The 11120-nt window shown below is 71.2% G+C and carries 10 protein-coding genes and 1 pseudogene; 4 read left to right on the top strand and 7 right to left on the bottom strand.

What is annotated here, in order from left to right:
* Positions 1–623: 623 nt before the first annotated feature.
* A complete protein-coding gene (locus CA983_RS32775) occupies positions 624–2126 on the bottom strand; it encodes a cellulase family glycosylhydrolase (protein WP_086604431.1) in 1503 nt (500 codons plus the stop codon).
* 191 nt (positions 2127–2317) lie between these two features.
* Between CA983_RS32775 and CA983_RS32770 the strand changes: the two are divergent.
* Positions 2318–2833, top strand: a pseudogene (locus CA983_RS32770) (TetR/AcrR family transcriptional regulator C-terminal domain-containing protein); the annotation flags it as partial.
* A 45-nt stretch (positions 2834–2878) separates the two neighbouring features.
* Here CA983_RS32770 and CA983_RS32765 read toward each other — a convergent pair.
* The 3 genes from CA983_RS32765 to CA983_RS32755 form a co-directional block, all read right to left on the bottom strand.
* On the bottom strand, positions 2879–3850 hold the full coding sequence (locus tag CA983_RS32765; protein ID WP_086604430.1) for a hypothetical protein: 972 nt from the start codon (positions 3848–3850) through the stop codon (positions 2879–2881).
* Between the two features lie 65 nt (positions 3851–3915).
* Complete coding sequence (locus CA983_RS32760; RefSeq protein WP_086604429.1) at positions 3916–5061, bottom strand: RNA polymerase sigma factor; 1146 nt, start codon at positions 5059–5061, stop codon at positions 3916–3918.
* Positions 5062–5069: 8 nt separating this feature from the next.
* Positions 5070–5477, bottom strand: coding sequence for a YciI family protein (locus CA983_RS32755; RefSeq protein ID WP_086604432.1), 408 nt, complete (start codon positions 5475–5477; stop codon positions 5070–5072).
* A gap of 159 nt (positions 5478–5636) precedes the next feature.
* On the opposite strand from CA983_RS32755, the gene CA983_RS32750 reads away from it, so the two are divergent.
* Positions 5637–6311, top strand: a complete 675-nt coding sequence (locus CA983_RS32750; protein ID WP_086604428.1) for a GDSL-type esterase/lipase family protein — start codon at positions 5637–5639, stop codon at positions 6309–6311.
* Here CA983_RS32750 and CA983_RS32745 read toward each other — a convergent pair.
* Complete coding sequence (locus CA983_RS32745; protein WP_086604427.1) at positions 6299–7048, bottom strand: aminoglycoside adenylyltransferase family protein; 750 nt, start codon at positions 7046–7048, stop codon at positions 6299–6301. The two genes, CA983_RS32750 and CA983_RS32745, sit on opposite strands and share 13 nt — an antisense overlap.
* A 90-nt stretch (positions 7049–7138) precedes the next feature.
* On the opposite strand from CA983_RS32745, the gene CA983_RS32740 reads away from it, so the two are divergent.
* Both CA983_RS32740 and CA983_RS32735 read left to right on the top strand, forming a co-directional pair.
* Entirely contained in the window at positions 7139–7723 is a 585-nt protein-coding gene (locus CA983_RS32740; RefSeq protein ID WP_086604426.1) for a Uma2 family endonuclease, read from the top strand.
* Between the two features lie 68 nt (positions 7724–7791).
* Positions 7792–8784, top strand: a complete 993-nt coding sequence (locus CA983_RS32735) for an aldo/keto reductase (protein ID WP_086604425.1) — start codon at positions 7792–7794, stop codon at positions 8782–8784.
* A gap of 201 nt (positions 8785–8985) precedes the next feature.
* Here CA983_RS32735 and thpR read toward each other — a convergent pair whose 3' ends face one another.
* Entirely contained in the window at positions 8986–9558 is a 573-nt protein-coding gene (gene thpR, locus CA983_RS32730) for an RNA 2',3'-cyclic phosphodiesterase (protein ID WP_086604424.1), read from the bottom strand.
* 206 nt (positions 9559–9764) lie between these two features.
* Positions 9765–11120 (bottom strand): MFS transporter (locus CA983_RS32725; protein WP_244207192.1); only part of this gene is annotated, 1356 nt, incomplete at its 5' end.

The raw sequence follows: 11120 nt of genomic DNA, 5'->3' as shown, positions 1-11120 counted from the left end.
GGCATCGGTGGCCGTGGGCTGYTCCGGTGAGAGTGGCGCTTGTGTCGTTGGTGCCTGTGGTCCTGGTGTGTCAGGCGGTGCCGGTGCGCTGGTCGGTGGGTTCCCTGGCACGAGGGGCGGAGCAAAGGGACTGCCGGGCGCGGTGAGCTGCGGAACGGGCAGGGCGCTCGGGCCGGCTGTGACCGAAGGGCCGTCCGTCGGTTTCAGGGGCGTCCGGCCCGGGGTGCGGGGTTCCGGTGCGGCAGGCGCCGCTATGTCACCGGGCAGGATCGTCCCCGGCGCAAAGGGCGTTGCTCCCATCAGGCTCATCCCCAGCACCGCCATATAAGTGGCTGCGCAGGCGGCCAGCCCGTAACCGGCGCGCCGCAGATTGCGCGCACGTCGGCCGGAGGCATCGACGAACACAGGGAGGCTCGGATCGCTTGACGATTCCTGTCCTGTATGTTCCGTCTTGGCACGATTAAGCACCATGTGGTTTAGAGTACGCCGCTGCGGGGCGGGCGAGCATGGAATCTTCCGCATCAGCAGAAGGGCACTGCCCGCGAACCCGGTCAGGTACATGGCCATACGCACGTGATCCGGGGGCACCCCGGCGAGCACCGGGCGCCCCCGTCACACCGACGTCACATCGCCGCGCACGTCACACTCGGCGCGGCCCCGCCCCCGGGAGTACCTCCGAGGCCGAAACTCGCCGAACCTCCCGCCGGGACGCTCCCGTTGTGCGCGGCGTTCACAGCCGTCACGCTCGTCCCGCTCTGCGTGTACGACGCGTTCCACATGCTGGTGACCTTCTGGGAGCCGGGCCAGGTCCAGATCACCTTCCAGGACTTGAGCGGAACACTGCCCGTGTTGGTCACCTTCACCTCGGCGTTGAAACCGCCGCCCCAGTCACTGCTGACGGTGTAGGCGGCGGAGCAGGCGGCCGTGCCACCGCCCGGGCCCGGCCCGGACCCACCGCCTTCGAAGCCCGGCGCCTTGATGGCCGCCAGATATCCGTCCTTCACCGTGTCCACGGTCTGCCAGTCGTCCTTCAGGATCCCGCCCGTGTCACCGGAGTTGGGGTTCCAGGACCAGAACGTCCAGTGGAAGCTGTCGGCGCCGTACGCCGACGTCGACCGCAGGTACGTCACCAGCGCGGACAGCCACTTCTGGTCCACCGCCGGCTGGAGCGTCGTACCGAACTCGCCGAGCCACACCGGCGCGATGTTCTGCTTGAAGACGTAGCCCCAGTACCGGTCCCAGACCTCCGGCATGTTGGCGGGGAACGACGGGTCGCTGAACCACGGCTGCTGGGCCACCGACGTGGCGTAGTCGTGGGCCGAGTAGACCAGCCGGTTCGGGACGTCCAGCTGGACCGGGTGCTGGGCGACGCCCATGAGGTTGCCGCCCCACCAGCCGTTGGCGCCGTTGTACGACTGCACGCCCTCGACCATGATCAGCAGCTCGGGGTTGACCGACAGCACCGCGTTGCCCGCGCGCTGGGCGGCCAGGCGCCAGTCCCGGGCCGTGTCGCCGCAGCCCCAGCAGGCGGGGTCGCGGGGCTCGTTGTGCAGGTCGATGCCGATGACCGTGGGGTTGCCCTTGTAATGCGTCGCCAGGGACTTGAGGTTGGCGATCCAGGTCGACTCGGGGACCGACGCCGTGTACCAGAGCGCCGACTGGCCCGCCGCGTCCGGGCGGTGCCGGTCGAGGACGATCTTGACGCCGGCCTGACCGGCGTACGCCACGATCCGGTCCAGGACCTGCAAGGACGTCAGCCCGCGCAGATCGGTGTTCTTGCCGTCGTAGCTGATGCTGTCGGGCATGGTGCCGGGCTTGAGGATGTCGTCGCTGTAGGGCATCCGGATGGTGTTGTAGCCCAGCGACTTCATCTGGTCGATCATGCTCTTGTAGTCGCGGGCCCACAGGCCGTGGACGACGTGGTTCGCGGTCTCGAAGCCGAACCAGTTGACGCCGGCGATACGGACCGGCTGCCCGGCCGCGTCCAGGATCTGCCGGCCGCTGGTGTGCCAGTAGCCGGCACCGGCCTGCGCGCCGACGTCGGCGTGTGCCGACGACTGCGTACCGGCCAGGGGTAACAGGAGCGCCGCGGCGACGCACAGCGCTCTTCGCAGAGTGCGGAACATGGCTGCTTCCTCTCGGGGGAGGCGCGGCCCCGGAACATGGATGGGAGCGCTCCCATGTGCGCCGCGCACCTCCCAGGAAACTGACGCACCATGAGCGCGTCAAGCCTCCGGGAGGCGCGCGTTCCGCCCGCTAGCGGCTCAGCTTCTTGAACCCAGCGGCGGCATGCGGCGCCGCCTCGTCCTCGCCGCGCCTGATGCTGGACCGGGTCCAGCGCCCCTCGGAGAACCCGGCCGACCTGGGCGACGGCGGCTGGCGCGCCGCCCTGGAGGCCATGGCCCGCGAGACCCTCGCCCTCTACCGCCGCCGTCCCTGGCTGCTCCAGGTCAACCAGTCCCGCCCGATCCTCGGCCCGAGCGCCATGGACGGCATGGAGAAGGTCCTCACCCTGATCCGCCCGATGGGGCTGACCGACCCCGAACTGGTCTCCACGATCATCATGATCGACGGGTACGTCGTCGGGGCCGCGCGCACGCAGCTCTACGAGCAGGAGGCGGAGCGCCGGACGGGTCTGACGGACGCGGAGTTCTGGCAGGCGCAGGTGCCGGTGCTGGAGAAGGTCCTGGCCTCGGGCCGCTACCCGGTGATGGCGTCGCTCTCCGAGGACACGTTCGGGCCCGACTTCGACCACTTCGGGTTCGGACTCCAGCGGATCCTGGACGGGTTGGAGGTACTCGTGGCCCAACGCCGGGGCGAGTCGGCTCCGTAAGCCGTCACCTCCGGCTGCTGCTTGCGCCGCGCCGCCTCCCGCCTGCTACCTCCGTCGCCTCAGCCCGCGCAGGCCGAGCAGGGCGGCGCAGGCCACGGCCACGGCGACGGCGCCGGTCTTGAGGTTGCCGCCGAGCCCGTCGCCGCCGGCGCCGTCGCCCCGTGCGGCCGGACTCCCGCTGCCGGAGGAGCCTGAGCCACCGGGCGCGTCCTGCCCCTCCACCGAGCTGTCGGCCCCCTCGGCGCCGTACATGAGCCTCGTCCCGTCGGCGGTGTACGTGACGGACTCGCCCTGCCCGAGGAACGGCACGCCGAGCCGCTCCTTCCGCTTGATCTTCCCGCCGTTCCAGTCGTACGCGATCGCGCCGAAGTAGCTGCGGACGACGAGGTGTTCGCCGTCCGGGGAGAGCGTGGCGTCGGTGGCCTCCAGGTCGGGCACGGCCGCGACGGGCCGGAAGACGTTCGTGCCCGAGGCGGAGAGCTCGGCGGGCCCCTCGTACAGGTGCCCGCCCTGCTCGTTCTTGTCGACGATGTAGACGCGGCCGGTCTTGGGATGCACGACGAGGGACTCGGCGTCGCGGGCCCCGTCGGAGTACTTCACGACGTACTGCGTGGCCCGGATCGTCTGGTCCTTCAGCGTCTTCGGCTCGGGCAGCTCGTAGATCCACACGTGGGGCCAGCTGCCGCCGAGGTTGTCGCCGATGTCGCCGATGTAGAGCCGGTTGTCCGGGCCGACGGAGATGGCCTCGACGTCCCGCGGCGTGCCGACGCCGGTGAGGGTGAGGCGGGCGACGGTCTCGCCCGTGCCGCTGTCGACGGCGTAGATGTAGGGGCCGTCGTCGCTGTCGTTGTGCGTCCAGTAGATGCCGGGGTGCTGTCGGGAGGCGGCCAGACCGCTGGACTCGGTGATGCGCGGGTCCTTGATCGTGAAGTCCTCGTCGCCGTCGGCGGCGGAGGCGGGCACGGCGAGGGCGCCCACGAGGAGGGCCGCGGTGAGGATGGCGAACGGTCGGCGCATGCCCCAAGCCTGCCATCCCGGTGTGAGTAGTCGGGGGATGTGGTCGTGGATCGGGGCGGGACCCGTCAGCCGCTTCGGCGGGCGTTGAGCCGGGCGGCCTGGCGGGTCAGGTGGTCGCGCTCGGCGAGGTTGGGTGCCTTCCGGGCCGCCTCGGCGTACCGCCGTGCCGCCGTCGCCAGGTCGCCGTCGCGCTCATGGAGGTACGCGGCCACCGCGGTGTGGCGGGGAAGTGAGGCGTCCAGCGCCGCGAGCGCCGCCAGGCCGGCGCGCGGTCCGTCGGCCTCCCCGACGGCGACCGCGCGGTTGAGCCGGACGACCGGGCTGTCGGTCAGGCGCGTGAGCTCGTCGTACCACTCGACGATCTGCACCCAGTCGGTCTCCTCGGCGGTGGGCGCGTCGGCGTGGAGTGCCGCGATGGCGGCCTGGGCCTGGAACTCGCCCAGCCGGTCGCGCGCGAGGGCCGCCTGGAGGATCCCGACGCCCTCGGCGATCAACGCGGTGTCCCACCGGCCGCGGTCCTGCTCGGCGAGCGGCACCAGGCTGCCGTCGGGCGCGGTCCGGGCGGCACGCCGGGCGTGGTGGAGCAGCATGAGGGCGAGCAGCCCCGCCACCTCCGGGTGGTCGATCACGGCCGCGAGCTGCCGGGTGAGCCGGATGGCCTCGGCGGCGAGGTCGACGTCGCCGGAGTAGCCCTCGTTGAAGACCAGGTAGAGGACGCGCAGCACGGTGGCGACGTCGCCGGGCTGGTCGAACCGCACGCCGGAGACGGTGCGCTTGGCCCGGCTGATGCGCTGSGCCATGGTGGCCTCSGGCACCAGGWASGCCSSGGCGATCTGGSGGGTGGTCAGSCCRCCGACGGCGCGCAGCGTGAGCGCGACCGCGGACGACGGCGTCAGCGACGGGTGGGCGCACAGGAAGTAGAGCTGCAGCGTGTCGTCCACGGCGGGCGCGGGCCCGGGCGCCGGCTCCTCGTCGACGCGGTCCTCACGCCGGCGGCGGGCCGCGTCGGCGCGCGTGGCGTCGAGGAACTTGCGCCAGGCCACGGTGACCAGCCAGCCCTTGGGATCCCGCGGAGGGTCGGCGGTCCAGACCCGGAGCGCCTCGACAAGCGCGTCCTGCACGGCGTCCTCGGCCGCCGCGAAGTCGGCTCCGCGGCGGACGAGGACGGCGAGCACGCTCGGCGTGAGGCTCCGGAGCAGGGCCTCGTTCATCTGAGTCGTCACTCCGTGATGGTGGGCGACACGCCGTAGAACGGGCGCAGCTCCAGCCACTCGTGGATCGGCTTGCCGCCCGCACCGGGGGCGGCCGACAGCTCCCCGGCCAGCTCGACGGCGCGCTCGTAGCTGTCGACGTCGATCACCATCCAGCCGGCGATGAGGTCCTTGGTCTCCGCGAACGGGCCGTCGGTGACCGGCGGGCGCCCCTCACCGTCGTAGCGGACCCATGTTCCCTCGGGGGCGAGCGCCTGGCCGTCGACGAACTCGCCGGTCTTCTCCAGCCGGGCCGCGAAGTCGTTCATGTATTGCATGTGCGCCGAGATTTCCTCCGGGCTCCACTGGTCCATCGGCACGTTGTTGACCGGTGCCGGGGCGCCGCGGTAGTGCTTCAGCAGCAGGTACTTGGCCATGGTGTTCTCCTCGGAGCTGGTGCGATCCATTGTGGTCGCGTTCACCCCGGGGACGGAGCCGGACGCGGGTTCTCGACATCGCCGGCCGATTATTTTTCGGGATCTGTGCGTGGTCCGACTCACACCCCGTCCGGCGGCTGAATCGTTCATGATGAGCGGATGCTCAGGTTCATGCCCGTCGGTGACTCCATGACGATCGGGAGCGCGGGCGAACACACGTGGCGCTACCGGATGTGGCAGCACCTGTGCCGGTCCTACGGCGGCCCCTTCACCCTCGTCGGCCCGCGCGAGACGCTCCACGACAAGCTCGCCGACGCCCCGACCTCGTACGCGTACGCCGACCCGGACTTCCCCCGTGCCCACCTGGCCGGCTGGGGCGAGGGCTGGCTGCACATGGCGCCGCTGATCGGCGAGGCGGTGCGCTCGTGCCGCGCGGACGTGCTCCTGGTCTCCCTCGGCCTCATCGACCTGGGCTTCTACACGAACGCCGGGCAGACCGCCGAGAACGTCCGGGCCTTCGCGGCCGAGGCACGGGCGGCGAACCGGCGGGTGCGGATGGTGTGGCTGCCGGTGACCCCCAACGTGCGGGCCCAGTCCGACCCGGCCTTCGCCGCCGAGGTCGCCCGCTTCAACGAACTGCTGGCGAAGACGGCCGCGGACCTCGACGAGCCCGGCTCGCCCGTCCTCCTGGCCTCGACCCCGCCCTCCTACGACATCCACGCCGACACCTACGACGGCACCCACCCCAACGACAGCGGCGAGCACAAGATCGCGGCGGCCTTCGCGGAGGCGATGTACCAGGCCTGGGACCTCGGCGAGCCCTACGAGGCGTAACTCTCGGTGATCATCCGGGTCAGGAACTCCGCACAGGGCCGGGGCGCCAGGTCGTCCCAGCGCTCCGCCTCCTCCCCCAGGTAGACGGCCCGGGCGCGGTCGAGGACGGGACGGTGCTCGGCGGGGAGCCGGTCGAGCGCCCACTCGGCTGCCGCGTCCTTCGAGCGGATGGTCCCGGTGACGAGGGTGGTCCAGATCCGGGCGAGGGTCAGCAGCACGTTGCGGGTGTCGGTGTGCAGTTCGTCCATGAGTTCCGGCACGCCGGCGACGATGGCGCGCCGGAGGTCCTCGTGCGGGACGGGGTCGAGGAGGTTCGCGGGCGGCGGCCCGAGGAGCGGGGCGTCGGCGCGCAGGACCATGGTGAGGAGAGGCGCGAGGTCGGGGCTGGGCTCGGGGCCCGGGGTCACTCCGCGCTCGTAGTCCGCGCGCAGCCAGTCGCCGTAGAGGAAGTCGCAGGTCGGCGGGTAGCGCCAGGGCCGTACGTCGTCCCGCACGACGACGATCAGCTCGACGTTCCGCCGCCCGCCCATGCCGGACACCTTGAGCAACTCCTCGACCAGGGCGCGGCGTTGGGCGTGCGTCGTGCGGTCCCGTACGACGGCCAGGACGTCGATGTCGCTGTGCGGGCGGAGGCCGCCGAGGGTGGCGGAGCCGTGCAGGTAGATGCCGAGGAGGGAGTCGCCGAGGGTGGTGCGGAGCAGCTGGACGAGGTGGTCGGTGGCGGGCTGCTCTGGCATATGCGCTCTATCCCGTGTCCTGGTCACCGTGCGTATCGTTGTACTGCGCGGCTGCCCACGTCCATGGGATGGCCGGGCAGGAGCGCCACGATGACCGTCCTTGAAGACAGGATCGAGATGGCCGAGGCAGACGACGAGCTGACTTTGGACGAGCTGTTCGAGTCGCTCGAGCGGACCACCCCCGAGGGCTACAAGGTCGAGATCGTCGAGGGCGCCATCTTCATGGTGCCGCAGCGGGACACGCACTGGGAGATCATCGCCGACATTTGCGAGCAGCTGCGTACCAAGTACCCGCGCAAGCGCGTGAAATCGGACGTCCGCGTCGACTACCCGGGGCACCTCAACGGATTCGCCTCCGACGTGACTCTCGTGGCCGAGGGAGCCGAGAAGAACGAGAAGGGCCTCTGGCGCTGCCAGGACATCGAGTTCGTGGCCGAAGTCATCTCGAAGGGCACGGCCCACAACGACTACGGCCCGAAGAAGACCGCCTACGCCCTCGCCGAAGTCCCCGTCTACCTCATCGCCGACCCGTACCAGGGCAAGTGCCACCTGTACACCCAGCCCAAGGACGGCGACTACCTCACGGAGACGACGGTCGCCTTCGGCGGGGGCGTCGACCTCACCGTCACGGACATCGGCCTCACCCTCAAGACCGACGAGTTCCCCCGCGACTGACGTTGCCGTCCGCCTGAGGGCAACACGTGCTTGCTTGGAGCGCACTTCAAGACGTTGGCTTGGGCGGCATGAAGTACACGCAGCTCGGACGCACGGGACTCAAGGTCAGCCGGCTCGTCCTCGGCACCATGAACTTCGGCCCGCAGACCGACGAGGCCGACAGCCACGCCATCATGGACGCGGCGCTGGACGCGGGCATCAACTTCTTCGACACCGCCAACGTCTACGGCTGGGGCGAGAACAAGGGCCGCACCGAAAGCATCATCGGCAACTGGTTCGCCAAGGGCGAGGGGCGGCGCGACAAGGTCGTCCTCGCCACCAAGGTCTACGGCAACATGGGCGCCGACGGCCCGGCCTGGCCCAACCACGACAAGCTCTCCGCCCTCAACATCCGGCGGGCCGTGGACGCCAGCCTCAAGCGGCTCCAGACCGACTACATCGACGTCTACCAGTTCCACCACATCGACCGGGACACGCCCTTCGAGGAGATCTGGCAGGCGATCGACGTCCTGGTCCAGCAGGGCAAGATCCTCTACGTCGGCTCGTCGAACTTCCCCGGTTACAAGATCGCCCAGGCCAACGAGATCGCCGCCCGGCGGGGCGGGACCATAGGGCTGGTCAGCGAGCAGTGCCTGTACAACCTCGCCGAGCGGCGTGCCGAGATGGAGGTCATCCCGGCCGCTCAGGACTACGGGCTCGGCGTGATCCCCTGGTCGCCGCTGCACGGCGGTCTGCTGGGCGGTGTGCTCAAGAAGGAGGCCCAGGGCGGTCGCCGCACTTCCGGCCGCGCGGCCGACGCGCTCGCCGACCCCGCCACCCGCGCGCAGATCCAGTCCTACGAGGACCTGCTCGACAAGCACGGCGTCGAGCCCGGCGAGGCCGCCCTGGCCTGGCTGCTCACCCGCCCCGGGGTGACCGGCCCGATCGTCGGCCCGCGCACGGCCGRGCAGCTCGCCTCCGCGGTCCACGCGGCCGAGCTGGAGCTGCCCGAGGAGCTCCTGACCGGCCTGGACGAGATCTTCCCGGGCCCGGGCCCGTCGCCGGAGGCATTCGCCTGGTAACGCCGTGAGGGCAAGCGCCCCGTCACGGGCGCGGGGAACTGCGCGACGAGCCCCCACCGGTCCGCGGCCGAAGGGCAGCCGTCCGCAGTTCCCCCACCGCCCTACCTCCCGAGCACGGAAGCCAGGGCGACGACGAGAAACATCAGCACAAGCACACCGGCCATGATCCGGTTGCGGGTTTTCGGGTCCACGCCACCGAGCCTAACCGGCGCCGCCGAGCGGCCAGCGGGCGACCGCCTCGTACCGGGGCTGCTCCCCCGGAACCCCCGACACCGGCAGATTGCTCCGCACCAGCGCCAGCTCGTCCACCGTCCAGGTCCGGCCCGTGAATCCCGCCAGGGCGTCCACGTACGCTCGCACGTCCCCTGCCTCCCGGCTCCGTGCCAGCGACAGGTGGGCCTTGTACCGGCGGTGCTCCCCCATCGGCACTCCCGCCTTCCGCGCCGCCGCCTCCGCCCGCTCGGCCAGCAGCCGCAGGGTCGCCAGGTCACCCTCGGCCCCGGCCCACAGCGCCTTGCCGTGCCCGAACTGACCGCCACCGCGCACGGCCAGCGGGAAGGGTGCGGTACGGTGCGCGGCGCGCTCCAGGCGGGCCGACAGCCCGGGTACGAGGTCGTCGTCGACCTCGCCGTAGAAGGCGAGCGTGAAGTGCCAGCCGGGACGGCCGGTCCAGCGCATCCCGTCGGCACCGGGAAGCTTGCGCAGCTCGTCGACCACGGCACCGAGTTCACGACGCACCTCGTCAGGGGGCAGCACGGCGGCGAAGAGTCTCATACGGCCAGTCTGCCGCCACCGCCCCGGGCCAGGCCCTGTCGTCACATTCCCGTCGTCCGCCCGAAGGGCGGGCCCCGCGGCGTCAGGTGCGTGCTCTCGCCGTGCCGGGCGCAGGCCCTCGTACTGGTCTGTACGTGGGTCTGTGCCCGGTGCGGCGAGAGGGCGTGCATGGCGTTGCGGGGCAGGCGGGAAGGTGACGACAGGGCCTACACCGCCGGAGCCAGTTCCTCCTGCTGCTCCCGGGGAACGAACCGCACCCGTGGGTGGCCGCGGTGCCAGCCGACCGACAGGCGGAGGTTGCCGACGCGGGCCAGGATCAGGCCGATCACGGCCGCGGCGACGGCCGCGACGGCACCGCCGGCCGCGAGGCCGACCCGGGCGCCGTACGTGTCGGTGATCCAGCCGACGATCGGCGCGCCGACCGGGGAGCCGCCGAGGAAGACCATCATGTAGAGGGCCATGACACGGCCGCGCATGGCCGGGTCCGTGGACATCTGGATGCTGGTGTTCGTCGTGACGTTGACCGTCATGCCGAACAGGCCCAGCGGGACCATGAGCAGGGCGAACATCCACAGCGTCGGTGTCGTGGCCGCCACGATCTCCAGCGCTCCGAAGACCAGGGCCGCCGCGATCAGCAGCCGCAGCCGGGCGGTGCCGCGCCGGGCGGCGAGCAGCGCGCCCGCGACCGAGCCGACCGCCATCAGCGTGTTGAACATGCTGTAGGCGCCCGCGCCCGCGTGGAACACGTCGTCCGCGAAGGCCGAGAGGTAGACGGGGAAGTTGAAGGCGAAGGTGCCGACGAATCCGACCAGGACGATCGGCCAGATCAGCTCCGGGCGGCCGGTGACATAGCGCACGCCTTCACGCAGCTGCCCCTTGCCGCGCGGGGCGCGCTCGACGACGTGCAGTTCGCGGGCGCGCATCAGCAGCAGGCCGGTGAGCGGCGCGATGAAGGACAGGCCGTTGAAGAGGAACGCGTAGCCGGTGCCGACGCCGGTGATCAGTATGCCCGCGACGGCGGGGCCGACCAGGCGGGCGGACTGGAAGTTCGCCGAGTTCAGGCTGACCGCGTTCTGCAGCTGCCGCGGGCCGACCAGCTCGGAGACGAAGGACTGCCGGGCCGGGTTGTCGACCACCGTGGCGAGACCGACCGCGAAGGCGGCGACGTACACGTGCCACACCTGGACATGGCCGGTGAGGACGGCGACGGCGAGGGCGAGGGCGGTGAGGGCCATCGCCGACTGGGTGACCAGCAGGGTGGGCCGCTTGCGCAGCCGGTCGACGAGGACACCGCCGTAGAGGCCGAAGAGCAGCATCGGCAGGAACTGGAGTGCCGTCGTTATGCCGACGGCCGCGGAGGAGCCGGTGAGGCTGAGGACGAGCCAGTCCTGGGCGATGCGCTGCATCCAGGTGCCGATGTTGGAGACGACCTGTCCCATGAAGAACAGGCGGTAGTTCCTCACCTTCAGGGAGGAGAACATCGAGGACTTGCGCGGGCGGGTGTCGGAGGTGGGCGGGGAGTCGTGGGGATCAGGTGCGGGGGCGGAAGCTGCTCCGGGTCC

It is taken from the genome of Streptomyces swartbergensis (genome assembly GCF_002148965.1).
Taxonomy (GTDB): Bacteria; Actinomycetota; Actinomycetes; order Streptomycetales; family Streptomycetaceae; genus Streptomyces; species Streptomyces swartbergensis.
Note: the sequence above shows the minus strand (reverse complement) of the source record. Positions and strands in the feature narration are given on the sequence as shown.

Bases quoted from the DNA above. Each gene is read 5' to 3' on its own strand.
- CA983_RS32775 (WP_086604431.1), bottom strand. From the start codon at position 2,126: ATGTTCCGCACTCTGCGAAGAGCGCTGTGCGTCGCCGCGGCGCTCCTG.
- CA983_RS32765 (WP_086604430.1), bottom strand. From the start codon at position 3,850: ATGCGCCGACCGTTCGCCATCCTCACCGCGGCCCTCCTCGTGGGCGCC.
- CA983_RS32755 (WP_086604432.1), bottom strand. From the start codon at position 5,477: ATGGCCAAGTACCTGCTGCTGAAGCACTACCGCGGCGCCCCGGCACCG.
- CA983_RS32750 (WP_086604428.1), top strand. From the start codon at position 5,637: ATGCTCAGGTTCATGCCCGTCGGTGACTCCATGACGATCGGGAGCGCG.
- CA983_RS32745 (WP_086604427.1), bottom strand. From the start codon at position 7,048: ATGCCAGAGCAGCCCGCCACCGACCACCTCGTCCAGCTGCTCCGCACC.
- CA983_RS32740 (WP_086604426.1), top strand. From the start codon at position 7,139: ATGACCGTCCTTGAAGACAGGATCGAGATGGCCGAGGCAGACGACGAG.
- thpR (WP_086604424.1), bottom strand. From the start codon at position 9,558: ATGAGACTCTTCGCCGCCGTGCTGCCCCCTGACGAGGTGCGTCGTGAA.